Annotated in this window: 14 protein-coding genes; 6 read left to right on the plus strand and 8 right to left on the minus strand. The window is 58.6% G+C overall.

From position 1 onward, the window contains the following. The first annotated feature begins 307 nt into the window (after positions 1-307). Together JZY08_RS13220 and JZY08_RS13225 are read left to right on the plus strand one after the other, a co-directional pair. Positions 308-5,068, plus strand: a complete 4,761-nt coding sequence (locus JZY08_RS13220) for an NAD-glutamate dehydrogenase (protein WP_216330388.1) — start codon at positions 308-310, stop codon at positions 5,066-5,068. A 110-nt stretch (positions 5,069-5,178) separates the two neighbouring features. Next, a complete protein-coding gene (locus JZY08_RS13225; RefSeq protein ID WP_216330389.1) occupies positions 5,179-6,555 on the plus strand; it encodes an MFS transporter in 1,377 nt (458 codons plus the stop codon). Positions 6,556-6,780: 225 nt separating this feature from the next. On the opposite strand, the gene phaR is transcribed toward JZY08_RS13225, so the two are convergent. Next, positions 6,781-7,356: a polyhydroxyalkanoate synthesis repressor PhaR gene (phaR, locus tag JZY08_RS13230; RefSeq protein ID WP_216330390.1), complete on the minus strand. Its 576-nt coding sequence runs from the start codon at positions 7,354-7,356 to the stop codon at positions 6,781-6,783. Between the two features lie 243 nt (positions 7,357-7,599). On the opposite strand from phaR, the gene JZY08_RS13235 reads away from it, so the two are divergent. The 4 genes from JZY08_RS13235 to bfr all read left to right on the plus strand — a co-directional run bounded on the left by JZY08_RS13235 (position 7,600) and on the right by bfr (position 10,705). Further along, positions 7,600-8,781 (plus strand): acetyl-CoA C-acetyltransferase, encoded by a 1,182-nt coding sequence (locus JZY08_RS13235; protein WP_082183213.1) that lies wholly within the window; start codon positions 7,600-7,602, stop codon positions 8,779-8,781. Between the two features lie 169 nt (positions 8,782-8,950). Next, positions 8,951-9,676 carry an acetoacetyl-CoA reductase gene (gene phbB / locus JZY08_RS13240; protein ID WP_216330391.1) on the plus strand — a complete coding sequence of 242 codons (726 nt, stop codon included), beginning with the start codon at positions 8,951-8,953 and terminating at the stop codon, positions 9,674-9,676. Positions 9,677-9,942: 266 nt separating this feature from the next. Next, entirely contained in the window at positions 9,943-10,254 is a 312-nt protein-coding gene (locus tag JZY08_RS13245; protein ID WP_080600126.1) for a bacterioferritin-associated ferredoxin, read from the plus strand. Beyond that, complete coding sequence (gene bfr / locus JZY08_RS13250; RefSeq protein ID WP_035241272.1) at positions 10,220-10,705, plus strand: bacterioferritin; 486 nt, start codon at positions 10,220-10,222, stop codon at positions 10,703-10,705. Before JZY08_RS13245 ends, bfr begins: the two co-directional genes overlap by 35 nt. A 45-nt stretch (positions 10,706-10,750) precedes the next feature. On the opposite strand, the gene JZY08_RS13255 is transcribed toward bfr, so the two are convergent. From JZY08_RS13255 to JZY08_RS13285, 7 genes are all read right to left on the minus strand, one after another. Next, on the minus strand, positions 10,751-11,263 hold the full coding sequence (locus JZY08_RS13255) for an RNA pyrophosphohydrolase (protein WP_216330392.1): 513 nt from the start codon (positions 11,261-11,263) through the stop codon (positions 10,751-10,753). Between the two features lie 57 nt (positions 11,264-11,320). Then, the gene (locus JZY08_RS13260) at positions 11,321-12,517 is read right to left on the minus strand and encodes a divergent polysaccharide deacetylase family protein (RefSeq protein WP_216330393.1); all 1,197 of its coding nucleotides are present in this window, start codon (positions 12,515-12,517) and stop codon (positions 11,321-11,323) included. A gap of 63 nt (positions 12,518-12,580) precedes the next feature. After that, complete coding sequence (locus JZY08_RS13265) at positions 12,581-13,909, minus strand: S41 family peptidase (RefSeq protein ID WP_035241275.1); 1,329 nt, start codon at positions 13,907-13,909, stop codon at positions 12,581-12,583. Further along, positions 13,899-15,305 carry a murein hydrolase activator EnvC gene (locus JZY08_RS13270; protein ID WP_003492663.1) on the minus strand — a complete coding sequence of 469 codons (1,407 nt, stop codon included), beginning with the start codon at positions 15,303-15,305 and terminating at the stop codon, positions 13,899-13,901. The genes JZY08_RS13265 and JZY08_RS13270 overlap by 11 nt, the downstream gene beginning before the upstream one ends. A 159-nt stretch (positions 15,306-15,464) precedes the next feature. Continuing rightward, on the minus strand, positions 15,465-15,947 hold the full coding sequence (gene rlmH, locus JZY08_RS13275; RefSeq protein WP_035221851.1) for a 23S rRNA (pseudouridine(1915)-N(3))-methyltransferase RlmH: 483 nt from the start codon (positions 15,945-15,947) through the stop codon (positions 15,465-15,467). Positions 15,948-16,101: 154 nt separating this feature from the next. Next, positions 16,102-16,578, minus strand: a complete 477-nt coding sequence (rsfS, locus tag JZY08_RS13280) for a ribosome silencing factor (RefSeq protein WP_216330394.1) — start codon at positions 16,576-16,578, stop codon at positions 16,102-16,104. An 81-nt stretch (positions 16,579-16,659) separates the two neighbouring features. Beyond that, on the minus strand, positions 16,660-17,283 hold the full coding sequence (locus JZY08_RS13285; RefSeq protein ID WP_003492670.1) for a nicotinate-nucleotide adenylyltransferase: 624 nt from the start codon (positions 17,281-17,283) through the stop codon (positions 16,660-16,662). Position 17,284: the final 1 nt, after the last annotated feature.

Genomic DNA, 17,284 nt, shown 5'->3' on the forward strand with positions numbered 1-17,284 from the left:
ATCAGTGTCGTTTGTGTACCACAAAAATAGGCACAAATCAATAATTTGCTTCGACCGTGGCCGCAACATCACATGGCGGCCAAAGAACCACCTATAAATTGTCTGCCGAAATACTGTCAAATGCTTCGTGACAGGCCTTCACGGCACAAAGAGCAAAAAAATTTCATATCCCGACTGAAGAAACACGAAAGCCTCTTAAACTCTTCGTAATTACACGCCAGTATCCGATTCGAATGAAAAGGCAAAATCCGCAAATTGTCGGTGCTTTTTTACATTAAAGTGTGATTTTTGGAGGAATCCACGTCAAATGGGCTACAGAAATAATCCAAAACGCGAAAAACAGATCGAAAAAGCACGCCAGCAAGCAATTGCCGAAAATGCGCCATTTCTTGATCCGGGTATTCTTTATGGAAGAGCAAGCGCGGACGACATAGAATATTATTCCGCAGAAATGCTGGCCGCCAGCGCTGCCCACAGTTTCGAGGCGCTTTCGCGCTGGACCGGAGATGCGCCCCTCATCAGCATTGCCCAGGTCGAAGGCGTCACCCCCCGGGAAATTCCGGTAACGGTGCTGACCATTATCGGCCGCAACATGCCCTTCCTCTACGATTCCGTCATGGGGGAGGTCACAAGCAGCTATCGCGGCCTTTATCTTGCGGTTCACCCCATTCTGGTGCGCGACGAAAAGGCGCAGGCGGGTTATCGCCTTGCAGAGCCCGATGACGAGCCCTCCGAAAATATCAGTCTCATCCAGTTGCACATCGCGCCCTTGGCGACGCAGGCGGCAACAGCGCTGGAAGACAGGTTGCGCTTCGTGCTGACGCAGGTCCAGTCCGCCTACCGCGACTGGCGGCCGATGCTGGCGAAGCTCGACGAGGCGCTCGACGAACTGTCGAAGCGCGGCTCCTCGCGGCGCAAGACCGAGCGTGCGGAAGCCGTCGAGTTTCTCAACTGGCTTCGCAACGACAATTTCACCTTCCTCGGCATGCGCGACTACACCTATTCCGGCAAGGGAAAGAACGCGAAGATCGAACGCGGTGACGGCGTCGGCCTCGGCAGCTTGAGCGATCCGGATGTGCGCGTCCTGCGCCTTGGCAAGAACGCAGTGACGACGACCCCTGAAATCCTTGCCTTCCTCGATGGCCCCGATTTCCTCATCGTCACCAAGGCGAATGTGAAGTCCATCGTGCATCGCCGCGCTTACATGGACTATATTGGCATCAAGCGCTTCGACGAGGACGGCAATGTCATCGGTGAATTGCGTATCGTCGGCCTGTTCACCGCCACCGCCTATACGCGTTCGGTCAAGCAGATACCGCTGCTGCGCGCCAAGGTCGCGGATGTCGAGCGGCATTTCGGTTTTGATCCGAACAGCCACTCCGGCCGCATCCTGCAGAACACGCTGGAAGCCTATCCCCGTGACGATCTCTTCCAGATCGAGACGGATCTGCTGATCCGCTTCATCGAGCAGATCATGGAACTGAGCGACCGTCCGCGCGTCCGCGTCCTCGCCCGTATCGACCGTTTCGACCGCTTCGTTTCCGCCATCATTTTCGTGCCGCGCGAGGAATACAATTCCTATGTGCGCGAGAAGATCGGCGACTATCTGAGCAAGGTCTATGACGGGCATATTTCCGCCTATTACCCGGCGTTCCCCGAAGGCGCGGTCGCCCGCGTGCACTTCATCGTCGGCCGCACGGAAGGCAAGACACCGCGCATTGCGCAGGACAGGCTGGAAGATGCCGTCAGCGATATTGCGGCGCGCTGGATAGACCACTTCATCGCGCTTTCCGAACCGGGTGCGCCCGTGCTGGAGGTGGATCAGGCCTATCAGGAGGCCTTCACGCCGGAAGAGGCGATCGGTGACATGACGGATATTCTCGCCGCCGTCAAAGGCGAGCCGGTCCGCATTGAATTCTACCAGCAGGAAGGCCAGTCGGCCGAGACACTTTCGCTGAAGATATTCCATCGCGACGGGCACCTGCCGCTCTCGCGCCGCGTGCCCCTGCTCGAAAATCTCGGCTTCAACGTCATCAGCGAGCGCACCTTCGACATCGGCGTCGTTTCGGATGGCCAAAAGCGCGATATCGTGCTGCATGACATGGAACTATCCGTCGCGGCCGGCACGACGCTTGACCTGCCACATTACGGGCCGAAACTGGAAGAGGCCTTCCTCGCCGCCTTCTCGGGCAAGGTCGATAATGACAACTTCAACCGGCTGATCCTCGCCTGCGGCCTCACCGTGCGTGAAGTCTCCGTGCTGCGCGCTTATGCCCGCTATCTGCGCCAGACCGGCATTGTCTATTCGCAGGAGCATATTTCCGAAACACTCTTCAAATATCCGGCCATTTCCCGGAACATTTTCGCGCTGTTCAAGGCGGGCTTCGATCCGTCCATCGAAGAGAAGAAACGGCTGAAGAAACTCGCTGAAATACACAAGGCCATCGAATCTGCATTGAGCGGCGTGCCCAATCTCGATGAGGACCGCACGCTCAGGCGCTACGTCAACGCCATCGACGCAACGCTTCGCACCAACTACTTCCAGAAAAATGCCGACGGCACGCCGCGTGACCTATTGGCGTTCAAGTTCGATCCCAAACATCTGGATGGCCTGCCCGATCCGCGCCCCTTCCGCGAAATCTTCGTTTATGGAACCGAGGTCGAAGGCGTGCACCTGCGCTTCGGCAAGGTTGCGCGCGGCGGTCTTCGCTGGTCGGATCGCGGCCAGGATTACCGCACGGAAGTGCTCGGTCTCGTCAAGGCCCAGCAGGTCAAGAATGCGGTGATCGTGCCTGTCGGCGCCAAGGGCGGCTTCTTCCCGAAGAACCTGCCCGTTGGCGGCTCCCGCGACGAAGTCTTCAATGCCGGCCGCGAAGCCTACAAGACCTATATCCGGACCCTGCTTTCCATCACCGACAATATCGTCGATGACGCCATCGTGCCGCCGGCCGATACGCTGCGGCTGGATGGTGACGACCCCTATTTCGTCGTCGCTGCCGACAAGGGAACGGCAACGTTCTCCGATACGGCAAACGGCCTTGCCCACGACGCCGGCTTCTGGCTGGACGATGCCTTCGCATCGGGCGGTTCCGCCGGTTACGACCACAAGAAGATGGGCATCACCGCGCGCGGCGCCTGGGAAACGGTAAAACGTCATTTCCGCGAAATGAATACCGACATCCAGACCACGCCCTTCACGGTTGCGGGCGTGGGCGACATGTCCGGAGACGTTTTCGGCAACGGCATGTTGCTGTCGGAAAAGATCAGGCTGATCGCCGCCTTCGATCACCGCGACATCTTCATCGATCCGGATCCTGATACCGACAAATCCTTTGCCGAGCGCAAGCGGCTTTTCGAACTGCCGCGTTCCAGCTGGCAGGATTATGATCGCTCGGCTCTCTCCGCCGGCGCGATGATCATCTCGCGTTCCGAAAAATCGGTGACGCTGACACCGGAAGCCGTCGCTGCCATCGGCATCGACAAATCCGTCGCCACACCCTTCGAGATCATGACCGCCATTTTGAAGGCGCCGACCGATCTTCTGTGGTTCGGCGGCATTGGCACCTACATCAAGGCGGCGGTGGAAACCAATGCCGAGGTGGGTGACAGGGCGAACGACCCCATCCGCGTCAACGCCACGGAGCTGCGCGCCAAGGTCATCGGCGAAGGCGCCAATCTGGGCATCACCCAGAAGGGCCGCATCGCCTACGCGCTGGCGGGTGGACGTTGCAATTCCGACGCCATCGACAACTCGGCCGGCGTGAACTCCTCCGACGTCGAGGTCAATATCAAGATCGCGCTCGCCTCCGCCGTCAACAGCGGTCGCCTGACGATGCCGAAGCGCAACCAGCTTCTCGCCTCCATGACGCCGGAAGTGGCGCAGCTGGTGCTGCGCAACAACTACCTGCAATCGCTGGCGATCTCGCTGACGGAACGGCTTGGGCTTGCAAACCGCGAGGAACTCGGCCGCCTCATGAGCGCGCTGGAGGCAACCGGGCAACTGAACCGCAAGGTCGAAACCCTGCCGAGCAATGCCGAACTCAGCGAAAGATACGCCACCGGCAAGCCGCTGACCCGGCCGGAAATCGGCGTGCTTCTGTCATATGCCAAGCTGACCCTGTTTGACGCACTGGTGGCAAGCCCGCTTCCCGACGAACCCTATCTCCAGCATCTTCTTGCCGATTACTTCCCTGCCAAGATGCAGAAGAACTATGCGGACGATATCAAGGCGCATCGCCTGCACCGCGAAATCGTGGCAACGGCACTCGCCAATGCCGTGGTCAACCGCGGCGGCCCGGGCTTTGTGCAGAAACTCGCGGATGCGAGCGGCCTGCTGTCGGCCGATGTCGTCAAGGCGGCGGTGATCGTCGAGGATGGTTTCGGTCTCAAACGTCTGTGGAGCGAGGTCGATGCGCTTGACGGAAAGATCGGCGGAGAAGTCCAGAACGGGCTTTATGCCACGATCACCCGTATCTTCTCGGATGCAAGCAGGCTCTATCTGCAAACCGGAAGCGCAGGCGCTGCGACGGGAGACATGGCGACCGAGATCGAACGTCTGAAAACCGCGATCAAGACGCTGTCGCCGGCGGCGGCGAAATATCGTCGCGAGCTTGGCGTCACGGAAATTGACGGTGTTCCTGCCGGTCTTCTGGAGGAACTGGATACGCTTTCCCTGCTCGTCTACGTGCCGGAGATCATGCGCATCGCCGAAAGTGCAGGCACCACGCTCGCCCGCGCCGCCGAAAGCTACGCCACCGTCTCCTCGACCTTCCGTGTCGCGCGTCTGCTGGACGCCAGCCAGCGCATCACACCGGCCGACCACTATGAGAGTCTGGCTCTCCTGCGCAGCCAGGACCAAATCGCCCTGTCGAGACGCCGGATCGTCATCTCGGCGCTTACCGAGCATGCGAAGGAGAAGGATCCGGTTCAGGCCTGGTATGCGGCTGACCGCGTACGCGTCAACCGTATCGTCTCGGAACTCGGCGCGCTCAGTGAAAGCGGTGACACCAACCTTGCTCGCCTGACCGTGGCAGCGGGACTGCTTGGCGATATCGTTCAGACACGCTGATCGACCATCCGAAAAACGCCATCCGGGTTCTTGGCCCGGATGGCGATAGATGCCGCGATGCGTCGGCATCCCACCTTTTATCCTCCCCCTGATATCCGATAGGACGATGAATGACTGTCCCCACCCCGAATGCGGAAACAGTGGTTGCAAAACGCGGTATCTGGGGCTGGGTCATGTTCGACTGGGCGGCGCAGCCCTTCTTTACAGTTGTTACGACTTTCGTTTTCGGCCCCTATTTCGTTGCCCGCCTCACCGATGATCCGATTTCGGCGCAGGCGACATGGAGCAACATGGCGACGGTGTCGTCGATCATCATCGCCCTCTTCTCCCCCATCCTAGGATCCATCGCTGACCAATCCGGTGCAAGAAAGCCATGGATCGCTTTTTTTGCCGTCATCAAGATCGTCAGCCTCTTTTTCCTTTGGTTCGCAGCACCGGGCTCACCGCTCATCCTGCCGATCGTCTGCATGATCCTCGCCTCCATCGCCGCGGAATTTTCGATCGTCTTCAACGATTCCATGATGCCGCGGCTCACCAACCCGCAAAATGTCGGACGCATTTCCAACCTTGCCTGGGGGCTGGGTTATCTCGGCGGCATGGTGGTGTTGATCGCCGTAGTTACGCTTCTGGCCGCCAACCCGCAGACAGGGCTGACCATCGCCGGTATCACACCGCTCTTCGGCCTCGACCCGGCAACCGGCGAGGATGCCAGAATAACCGGCCCGCTTGCCGCATTCTGGTATCTCATCTTCATTTTACCGATGTTCCTGTTGACCCCGGATGCCGACAAGGGCCTGCCTTTCGCGGCGGCAATCCGCTCGGGCCTTTCAGAGCTCAGAACAACGCTGCGCGAGCTTCGCTATCGCCCTGTGTTGCTGCGGTTCCTCATCGCCCGCATGCTGTATCAGGACGGCGTCAATGGTGTGCTCATTCTGGGGGGAGCCTTCGCCGCCGGCATGTTCGGCTGGGCGACGATGGAAATCGGCCTCTTCGGCATTCTCCTCAATGTCGTCGCCATCGCAGGCTGCTTTGCGGCCGGACGCGTCGATCAGAAACTCGGTTCTCGAATCACCATTCTCATCAGTCTGGTGCTCCTGCTGCTTGCCACGCTCGGCATTGTCTCCACGGAAAAGGGCTCGACCCTGTTCGGCTGGGTACAATTATCAACGGCGGATAATGGCGGCATATTCGCCACCGGCGCGGAAAAGGCCTATCTGATTTACGGTGTGTTGATCGGCCTTGCCTTCGGCCCCGTCCAGGCCTCGTCGCGGTCTTATCTCGCCCGCAATATCACTGTGGCGGAAGCGGGCCGTTATTTCGGCATCTATGCGCTCTCCGGTCGCGCCACTAGCTTCATGGCGACGCTGTCCTTTTCAATAGCAACCTATATGAGCGGCTCCGCCCATATCGGCATGGCCACGCTCATCCTGTTCCTGGGGGCTGGATTTCTGCTGTTGCTGCGTGTGCCGGAGCGGGCCGCAAACTGAAGAACCTCAAACTTTAAGACGCGCGAGTGATGACAAATCGCTCCGCATATTCGATGTCATCCTCGGGCTTGACCCGAGGATCCATTGACTTCAGCATGTTGTGGATCCTCGGGTCTAGCCCGAGGACGACGAAGGAGAGGTCTGAACACCTTGGTCAGCAAGCTGGAAGCTGCATCGCGGATATAGGCAAGCGAAGCGCACCGCTTCTGAATGCCACGGCCTTCATCACAGTTGGTCGAGTTTTTGCTGCAATGCGCGCAGCTGCGCCTTCAGCTCATCGATCTCGGATGCGTTCGGCTTGCGGGTTTCCTTGGGCGCCTGCGGCATTACGAAAGGCGTGAAGCCCTGCATCGCCTGCCGGAACAGTTCCGTATTACGACGGATCTGCTCTTCCATCATCTGCAATGGCGCCTGAAAATTGCGGGCGAGCGAACCATCGCCGAAGGCCTTGGCCATATGCTCCTGCATCTGGCTCTGCTGATCGGAAAAGGTCTTCATCGAATGTTCGAGGAAGGTCGGCACGACCATCTGCATCTGATCGCCATAATAGGAGATCAACTGCCGCAGAAACGCCGTCGGCAACAGAGTATTGCCGGTTTTGGCCTCCTGTTCGACGATGATCTGCGTAAGCACCGCATGGGTAATGTCTTCGGAGGACTTGGCGTCCTGAACCTTGAAGTCTTCACCGCGCTTGACCATCTGCGCGAGATCGTCGAGCGTCACATAGGTGCTGGTTCCGGTATTGTAGAGCCGCCGGTTGGCATATTTTTTAATGATTGTTTCGCCGTCGTGTTTCGCCATGCCCGCCTCCTCGCGATGATGGTATTTTTTTGTTTTTTGGTGTTATTGCTCTTCCCGCTGCAAAGTGTATGCGCAAAACAAGCCCTCTGACAAATGTTTTGTGCATCGCAACAGTTTGTTTTTTGCGCAGCAATTTTTCGCAAGATTCCAGCGTGATTTAGCAACATCTTTTAAAGCAACTTTCGGCATTTGACTTGCATTGAAAGCTTTGCCAGTCTCCGCCCGCTTGTGAGGAGAAAATAGATGTCCCTGCCTTCAATCGTGATTGCCAGTGCCGCCCGCACCGCCGTCGGCTCTTTTAATGGCCATTTCGCCAATACGCCCGCCCATGAACTGGGGGCAACCGTCATCAACGCGGTGCTGGAACGCGCCGGTGTTGCGGCAGGTGAAATCGATGAAGTCATCCTTGGCCAGGTCCTCACCGCAGGTGAGGGGCAGAACCCGGCACGACAGGCGGCGATGAAGGCCGGTATCCCTCAGGAAGCAACCGCCTTCGGCCTCAATCAGCTCTGCGGTTCGGGCCTGCGCGCCGTTGCCCTCGGCATGCAGCAGATCGTGACAGGCGACGCAGCCATCGTCATTGCCGGCGGCCAGGAATCCATGTCCATGGCTCCCCATTGCGCGCATCTGCGCGGCGGCGTGAAGATGGGCGATTTCAAGATGATCGACACCATGCTGAAAGACGGCCTGACCGACGCCTTTTACGGTTACCACATGGGCATTACCGCCGAAAACATTGCCCGCCAATGGCAGCTCTCCCGCGATGAACAGGACCAGTTCGCCGTCGCATCGCAAAACAAGGCCGAAGCGGCACAGAACGCCGGACGCTTTACGGACGAGATCGTGGCCTTCACGGTAAAAGGCCGCAAGGCTGATATCGTCATTGATGCGGACGAACATATCCGTCATGGCGCTTCGCTGGAAACCATGGCCAAGCTGCGCCCCGCCTTCGACAAGGAAGGCACTGTCACGGCCGGCAATGCCTCCGGCCTGAATGACGGCGCAGCCGCCACACTGTTGATGTCGGAGCAGGAAGCTGCAAAGCGTGGCATCCAGCCTCTGGCGCGTATCGTCTCCTGGGCAACGGCGGGTGTCGATCCGCAGATCATGGGTACCGGCCCCATCCCCGCCTCCCGCAAGGCGCTCGCCAAGGCCGGCTGGTCGATAAACGATATCGGCCTTGTGGAAGCCAACGAAGCCTTTGCCGCCCAGTCCTGCGCCGTGGTGCGCGAACTGGGCCTCGATCCTGATATCGTCAACGTCAACGGCGGTGCCATTGCCATCGGCCATCCGATTGGCGCTTCCGGCGCACGTGTCCTCAATACATTGATTTTCGAGATGCGCCGCCGCAACGTATCGAAGGGTCTCGCAACGCTTTGTATCGGCGGCGGCATGGGTGTCGCGATGTGCATCGAGGCGCTCTGACGGCAGCAACGCGGCTTCCAAAAAGCAATTCCGGTTCGGCGAACAATAGGGTAGAAGCGGCCTCCCATTGGCCGCATTTCTATGGCCGTTGAGCACGACAAAAAAGTTGAGCAGGATTGAAGCATCCGCGCATATGCAGGCGCTTCAGTGACAGGTCATGGAGGCCGATATGAGCCGGGTTGCGTTGATTTCGGGTGGAACGAGCGGCATCGGCGCTGCAATCGCCCGCGCCTTGCAGGCGGCCGGCTACCGGGTCGCCGTCAATTACGCCTTCACGACGGACAGGGCGGAAGCATTCCAGAGGGAAACCGGCATTCCGGCATTTCAGTGGGATGTGCGCGACTACGACGCCTGCGTGAACGGCATAGCGAAGGTGGAAGAAACCCTCGGTCCCGTTGAGGTCCTCGTCAACAATGCCGGCATCACCCGCGATGCCATGTTTCACAAGATGTCGCCGCAGCAATGGCGCGAGGTGATCGACACCAATCTCACCGGCGTCTTCAACATGACGCATCCCGTCTGGCCGGGCATGCGCGACCGCGGCTTCGGACGCATCGTCAATATATCCTCGATCAATGGCCAGAAGGGCCAGGCCGGCCAGGCGAACTATTCCGCCTCCAAGGCCGGCGATATCGGCTTTACCAAGGCGCTTGCCCAGGAAGGTGCCAGCCGCAACATCACCGTCAACGCCATCTGCCCCGGCTATATCGGCACGGAGATGGTGAGAGCGATACCGGAGAAAGTATTGGCCGAACGGATTGTGCCGCAGATTCCCGTTGGGCGACTGGGCGAACCGGAGGAAATTGCACGCTGCGTCCTCTTCCTGGTGTCCGACGAGGCCGGCTTCATCACCGGCTCCACGATGACCGCAAATGGCGGGCAATATTTCGCCTGATAAGGGTTACCACGGCCTCCGGACCGGCCGAATGCAGTAAACTTTTCGTGATAATAGCGTTTGCGTTTTTGCGAAGCACAAAAACTTGAATGTAAAATACCTCAATGATGAAAATGCTAAACCAATGAAAACACGATAGTTTTTGTATAGTTTAGAATGAGTCTAGAAAACTGGAGGCCATCAGGCGGGATGTTTTTCTTGACAGTAGGTGTCCTGTTTTGGTTTAAGAACGAAAACAACGTGTTGCGTCATACAGGCAGTTCATCATGCTGGTTTGCAGCTGCAATTACATCACCGATCACGATATCCGGGACGTCATCAACGAGCTCCTGGATGAAGACTGTTGGCAGTTGATCGTTCCTGCAAAAGTGTATCATGCCATGGAAAAGCGCGGCCGCTGCTGCGGCTGTTTTCCCACCGTTGTCGACCTGATCATCAAAACCACGGAAGAATATCACGCCCGTCGCCACTCGACTGAGGCCGATGTTTTTGATTTTATGTCCCGCTTGAAGCGATTCCATGAAGAGAACAGGAGAGCGGACATTGAAAGGCGACAAAAAAGTCATCGAGCGGCTTAACGAGGCCCTATTCCTCGAACTCGGTGCAGTAAACCAATATTGGCTTCACTACCGGCTTCTGAACGATTGGGGTTACACCAAGCTCGCGAAGAAAGAGCGCGCGGAATCCATCGAAGAGATGCAGCACGCCGACAAGATCATTGATCGCATCATTTTCCTCGAAGGCCACCCCAACCTTCAGACCCTGGCTCCGCTGCGCATCGGCCAGAACGTCAAGGAAGTGCTGGAAGCGGATCTCGCCGGCGAATACGACGCCCGCACCTCCTACAAGAAATCGCGTGATATCTGTCACGAGGCCGGAGACTATGTCTCCATGAAGCTGTTCGAAACCCTGCTGATCGACGAGGAAGGCCATATCGACTTCCTCGAAACCCAGCTCGAACTGCTCGGCAAGATCGGCCAGGAAAAATACGGCCAGCTCAACGCCGATTCCGCCAACGAAGCGGAATAAGCTCTCACAATGGACTAAGGAAAAGGCGGCCAATGGCCGCCTTTTTTATTTGCCGGAGAGATGCCGGAACTCCGCAACCACCTTCTCATAGACCCCACGCTTGAACGGCACGATCAGCTCGGGAAGGCTTTCCATCGGTTTCCAGCCCCAGGCGTCAAATTCAGCCGCATGCCCGGTCGGCGGCGGATCGATCTGGATTTCGCTTTCGTCGCCATCGAAACGAAACGCAAACCAGCGTTGCGCCTGCCCGCGATATTTGCCTCTGAGACCGATGCCGATCAGTTCGGGCGGCAGATCATAGTGAATCCAGTCGCTGGCTTCCGCGAGCAAGGTCACCGATGTCATGCCCGTCTCTTCATAGAGTTCGCGAATGGCAGCTGTTAAAGGCCGCTCGCCGTCGTCGATACCGCCCTGCGGCATCTGCCACAATTGCGGTGACCCGTCATATTCGGAGTTACCCTCCCTGATGCGCCGGCCGGCCCAGACGAGGCCTTCGGCGTTCAGAACCATCATCCCCGCGCAGGGACGGTAAGGCAAATCTTCTGCTTTGATTGTCATTGGAAACCCGCACTGTCTGGGCGCCGAAAAGGCGCGGAAAATTGCCGCGCAGAAGGTTTACTGCCCCGCCTGCTGCGAAACAAGCGCAGAAACGCCGACGATCTCGATACCGCGTCCACCGGCTTCCCGAGACCATTTCGAGATGGCGGCAATGCTTTCGTCGAATGCCGACGCCACACCGATTGCCTGACCGTTGCGGCGCGCGATCCGCTCCAGCTCATCCAGCTTGCGCAGGATGGAGGCCTCGGTCACTTCGCCGTCAAGCAGCACATCGGCAAAACCCTGCGGCGCAGAAATGGCCTTGGCGATCCCGCCGCTCAGCGACTGCGCCGATGAGGCGTCATCCAGAAAAAGCAGCCCGCGCTTGCCGATGTCGCGCATCACCGGCTCCAGCGCCGCCTGTTCGGAAAGGAAGCGCCCGCCGAGATAATTCATGACGCCGGTATAATTGGTGATTTTTGCCATGGAGCGGTGCAGCCGGTCCATGTTGACCTTGGCAGGATCGCCTGCCAGCAGCGTATCCGGGCCGGGATTGGTGCCGGGATAACCGAAGGGTTCCAGCGGTATCTGAAGAAGGATTTCATGACCCTCACGGCGCGCCTCCTGCATCCAGCGCTGCAGGCTGTTTCCGCTGGCGGCGAAACCGAGCGTCACCTCGGGTGGCAATTCCCGGATCGCCTTTTGCGATCCCGTCTGGCTGAGGCCGAGACCACCGACCACGATCGCCACCCGGGTGCCACGTGCGCCGGACCACGGCCGGGCATATTGCTCCATCGGCCGCAACCCATCGGCACCGACGACCGGCAGCCGGCCAAAGGCGGTCTCTTCCAGCAACGCATCATTAGGCCGCGTGGCCATGCGCGGATCCTGACCATAGGTCTGGCCGCTCATCAACACCGGTCCGTCGCTGTCCCGGGGGCGGGGAGAATAGACCGACACGACATTGCCGTCCGGCATCGTCGCCCGATTGATATTGGCGCCGGAGCGTCCGCTTTCCGGCTGCAGACCAGCGGTATCGCGGGGTCCGGCATCGGTCGCCGCCGGTTCCGGCTTATTGTCGGGGAGCTTGGGTTGGGTGTCCGGACCAGCCGCCGTCTTCTGCAGATTGCCCGGAGACAAGGCCGTATAGACGGAAAGCCCACCGAGTGTAAGGACAGCAAGCACAGACAGAACCATAATGACGGAAAAGCGCCGGTTGATACCGGCGCTTTTTTTCTGACGACCCAGAAGCGGTTTTCGCAGGTCCGAAGGCAATGAAAAATCCGTCCAAACGGTTAGGCAATCGAGAAAATGCGCCGGCTGGCCGGCGCATCCATCTTACTGCTTGTTGACCACAGCCTTGTCCGGGTTCGGCGGGAAAGACGGATCCGTCTTGCTGCCGCGCAACAGGTCCAGCGCGTAGTTGAGCTGGATGTCGTCCTTGGCTTCCGGCGGAACATAAGCGGAGGAACCAGAACCTTCGTCCGTTTCACTTTGTCCCTTGATGTGGCCGGTCAGGCTGGATTCACCCTCGGTGGTCACCCGGCCCTGCAATTCCGGCGGCAACGGCTGTTCAACCTTGATGTCAGGCGTAATGCCCGTACCCTGGATCGACTTGCCCGACGGCGTGTAATAAAGCGCCGTGGTCAGGCGCAGCGCACCGGCCTCGCCGAGCGGAATGATCGTCTGGACAGAACCCTTGCCGAAGGAGCGGGTGCCGACCACGGTCGCGCGACGCAGATCCTGCAGCGCACCGGCGACGATTTCAGAGGCCGAAGCAGAACCACCGTTGACGAGCACGATTACCGGCTTGCCGTCGGTCAGATCGCCTGCCGTCGCATTGAAGCGACGGGTCTCGTCCGGGTTGCGGCCGCGGGTCGAAACGACTTCGCCACGCTCAAGGAAAGCGTCTGAGACATTGATCGCCTGATCGAGCAGACCACCCGGGTTGAGACGCAGGTCGAGCACATAGCCCTTCAGCTTGTCGGCCGGCACATCCGCCTTGATCTTCTTGATCGCCTTTTCGAGATCGTCGTAGGTCTTCTCGGTGAAGGAGATGACGCGCAGATAACCGACATTGTCGCCCTCGACGCGCGACTTCACCGCACGAACGGCAATGACATCACGCATGACGGTGAATTCGAGCGGCTTGTCGGCGCCCTGACGGATGATCGTCAGCTTGATCGGCGTCTTGACCGCGCCGCGCATCTTTTCGACCGCCTGCTCCAGCTTCAGGCCGCGAACCGGCGTACCGTCAATTTCGGAAATGAAGTCGCCGGAGAGAATGCCCGCGCGGGAAGCCGGCGTATCGTCGATCGGCGTGATGACCTTGACCAGCTCGTTTTCCATGGTCACTTCAATGCCGAGACCACCGAATTCACCCTTGGTCTGGGTGCGCATGTCGTTGGCATCCTTGGCATTCATGAAGCTCGAATGCGGATCAAGCGAGCTCAGCATGCCGTTGATGGCATTTTCCACCAGCTTCTCGTCATCCGGCGGCGTCACATATTGTGCACGCACACGCTCGAACACGTCGCCGAATATCGACAGCTCCTTATAGGTCGAAGGCCCGGCCGCCTGTGCCGGCATGCTCGCCGAATAAATCACGCTCATCGCCGTGGCGCCCATAAGCCCACCGATAAGGAGAAGCGAAACCTTACGAATCATTGTGCGCCCTTCCGGTATTTTTTGCGGTCCACCACGGTTGGGAATCAACCGGCACACCATCTTTCCTGAACTCAATGTAAAGCGTTGGCCTGTCGGTTTCCAGCGCCAATGCTGCTGCACTCGCTACTCTTTTTGCACCCATGGAGGCGATGGGCTCTCCGGAGAACACAAACATTCCCTGCCGTGTCCTCACATTGTCCATGCCCGTCATCACCACATGATATCCATCACCCGTATTGAGGATGATCATCCGGCCGTAACTGCGAAAATCTCCGGCAAACACCACAAAGCCGTCTGCAGGCGCTGTCACGATGGCTTCCGGTCCACTCGCGACGACAATTCCCTTGGAAAAGTGGCCCGTACCATCAGCATCGCCAAAGCGCCGAAGCACCTCGCCCGCAACCGGAACCTCCAGCTTTCCCTTCAAACTTGCGAAGGGATATGCGGGGGCAATACGGTTTTTATCGGGCATTCCCGCCTCGGCCGCGGCACGCTCTTTTTCGCGTTCCGCCTCGGAAAGACGGGCAATGCGCTGCTCTTCCGCACGCGCCTTTTCCATCGCTTCCCGTACCGAAGTAATCTCGCCTTCGAGCGAACTCACCAGCCCCTCAAGGCTGGTGGCCTTGCTTGCAAGTTCCTCGGATCGCTTGCGTTCCGCCTCCAGCGCCGCCGCCGTCTGGGAATTTCTGCGGTCGTTTTCGGCAAGCAGCAGGTCGAGGCGTTTTTCCTCTTCCAGACTTGCCGTCATCATACCCGTAAGATCGTCCTTTTCGCGAGCGATTGCCTGCCTGAGATCGGTCAATTCTTTGAGAGCGGAAACCAGCTTGTCGGTTTCACCGCGAATGCCTGGAACGACGGCGCCGAGAAGAATGGCGCTTCGCACCGAAGCGAGCGCATCTTCCGGTGAGACGAGAAGGGCAGGCGGCGGGTTTCTGCCCATGCGCTGCAACGCGGCCAGAACCTCGGCAAGCACGCCGCGTCTCTCCCGCAGCGATGCCTTGACGCCGTCTTCGCGAACCGAAAGCTTCGCCAGACGATCCTCGCCATCGCTGATCTTGGTTTCCAGCGCCTTGCGCCGGGCAGCCGATGCGATCAGCTCCTCCCGGATGCGGGCACTATCCTGATTAAGCGAAGCGATGCTTTCCTGAAGAGTGCGGGTCTTGTCTTCGGAAAGGCCGATGCTGTCGACCAGCTCCTCCAGATCCTGCCGGTTCTGATCACGACGCTTTTCCAGCGTCTGAAGCGCCTCAGGTGATGAATCGCCATTCTCCACTGGAACAGCACCGGCATCGTCGCGCGAAAAAGCGAAATCGACCGGAAAAGTCCCGATCGACAAGACAGCGAAAACCGCGCCCGCAAGGGCAGCGTGCCGTTTTCGTTGAAACCTCTTGTCCATTTGAACTTTCTTTGATGCCGAAGCAGGAGCGCCGATATTAGGGATTTTGCCGCAATCTTCCAAGAGGCCCAAAAGAGGCTGGCGACGGAGCCGCCACGCCTTTCCGTCTCGCGAAGTTTCATGTTGAAATTGAGACAATTTTCCGTGTCCGGAGCCTGCTCAAACGCGATGGTATGGATGACCGGAAAGGATAGTGACGGCGCGGTAAAGCTGCTCGGCGATCAAAATGCGAACGATCTGATGCGGCCATGTGAGCTTGCCGAGATTAAGAACGGCCGCCGCCCTGTCGTAAAGGGCCGGATCAAGACCATCGGCACCGCCGATCGCGATCACGAGGTCACGCTTGCCGCTATCGCGCAAATCACCAAAAAATGTCGCAAAACCCGGGCTGTCCAGCGCTTTGCCGCGCTCGTCCAGAAGCACGAGAACCGCCCCGTCGACCAAATGTTTTTCGAGCATCGCCGCTTCTTCGCGCTTGCGTGTCTCGGCATTCGACGCCCGGCTTTCCGCAACCTCGATCACCCGCGAAAACTCCAGCCCGATCGCCGGGCCGGTCTTGGCGAGACGCTCGATATAACGGGTCGCAAGATCCTTCTCCGGGCCGGATTTAAGCCGCCCCACCGCAAAAATCGAAATCCGCATCGCAAACCTGCATTCGTCGTGACCCAACAGGGTCACGCTCTTAACAGCATAGACTGCGGATTCCTATGCGGCCGGTTGGCTTTCCGGCCAGACGCACCGGCCCGACATCAAACGAGATAGTCGGGAAGCTCGATGCGCAACAAGGCTCACCGCGTCAATGCAGCGTTTCTTCCGGCATATCCGGCGTCGCCCACATTTTTTCAATGTTGTAGAAGGCGCGGATTTCCGGACGGAACACATGAACGATGATATCGCCGGTATCGATCAGCACCCAGTCTCCGGTCTCAAGACCTTCGACGCGGGCGTTTCCGAACCCTTCACCCTTCATATCTTTAAGAAGATGTTCGCAGATCGCCGAAACATGCCTGTTCGATCGCCCGGAGACCACAACCATGTAGTCCGCAAGCGCCGATTTTCCGGCAATGTTGAGAGATACGATATCTTCGGCCTTGGAGTCCTCGAGGCTCGCGAGGACGGTTTCGAGGGCATGGCCGGCGGCATCGGCGCCACTGTCCTGGCCCTTCGGGATAGCAACAAATGCTCTTCCCTTGGCGTGTACTGTTGTCAGAGGTTTTCCCTTTCCAAGAATGACAAAACAGGTACTGGCGACGCGATTCTCTGCGTCGCTCAATAAAGGTGGCACCAAAGCATTAACTTTTCAAGATATGGAGGCTTCGGCTTCTGGCGCATACATCATTTGTGATCGCGCGTGTCATTTGTGACCGTTGCGCAGTGCCGTGGAGCTGAGCGTTGAGCGCGGGCCATGGATGAAAACCCAGGCAGGGGCGCGCTTCTTCCACAGGACGCCCGCATCGTCCTCATCTATCCGCGCCTGACTGAAGGCCTGCGCCATGGTGGAGGAGAGATAGGAGAGGGTGGAGCCCGGCCGATCTATCACCGCAATCGGAAAGGTCTCTGCGATCTCCCGCCATTTCTGCCAGCGATGGAAGCTTTTCAGATTGTCGGCGCCCATGATCCAGATAAACCGGACATGCGGATTTCTCGCCTTCACCTTGGCGAGCGTATTGGCCGTGTAGCTGATGCCCAGCGATTTTTCAAAGGCCGTCACTTTGATGCGCGGATCGCTGACCAGCCTTTCGCAGGCGGCGATGCGATCCTCCAGAGACGCCAGTTCCGAGCGGCTTTTCAGCGGATTGCCAGGTGTGACCATCCACCAGAGCTGATCGAGACCCAACCTGCGCAGCGCAATTTCGGCAACAAGGGCATGGCCGGCATGTGGCGGATTGAAAGAGCCGCCGAATAGCCCGACAACCATGCCGCGCTCCGCGTGCGGCATGGTGAGATAACGTCTGTCGAGGCGTTTCTCGGTCGACAAA

Origin of the sequence: Rhizobium sp. X9, from assembly GCF_018873185.1 — a bacterium.
GTDB lineage: Bacteria > Pseudomonadota > Alphaproteobacteria > Rhizobiales > Rhizobiaceae > Agrobacterium > Agrobacterium oryzihabitans.

Coding starts and splice junctions, on each gene's coding strand:
- phbB (WP_216330391.1), top strand. CDS start 8,951: ATGAGCCGGGTTGCGTTGATTTCGGGTGGAACGAGCGGCATCGGCGCT.
- JZY08_RS13265 (WP_035241275.1), bottom strand. CDS start 13,909: ATGATTCGTAAGGTTTCGCTTCTCCTTATCGGTGGGCTTATGGGCGCC.
- JZY08_RS13225 (WP_216330389.1), top strand. CDS start 5,179: ATGACTGTCCCCACCCCGAATGCGGAAACAGTGGTTGCAAAACGCGGT.
- JZY08_RS13220 (WP_216330388.1), top strand. CDS start 308: ATGGGCTACAGAAATAATCCAAAACGCGAAAAACAGATCGAAAAAGCA.
- JZY08_RS13270 (WP_003492663.1), bottom strand. CDS start 15,305: ATGGACAAGAGGTTTCAACGAAAACGGCACGCTGCCCTTGCGGGCGCG.
- JZY08_RS13255 (WP_216330392.1), bottom strand. CDS start 11,263: ATGACAATCAAAGCAGAAGATTTGCCTTACCGTCCCTGCGCGGGGATG.
- JZY08_RS13245 (WP_080600126.1), top strand. CDS start 9,943: ATGCTGGTTTGCAGCTGCAATTACATCACCGATCACGATATCCGGGAC.
- phaR (WP_216330390.1), bottom strand. CDS start 7,356: ATGGCGAAACACGACGGCGAAACAATCATTAAAAAATATGCCAACCGG.
- JZY08_RS13235 (WP_082183213.1), top strand. CDS start 7,600: ATGTCCCTGCCTTCAATCGTGATTGCCAGTGCCGCCCGCACCGCCGTC.
- rlmH (WP_035221851.1), bottom strand. CDS start 15,947: ATGCGGATTTCGATTTTTGCGGTGGGGCGGCTTAAATCCGGCCCGGAG.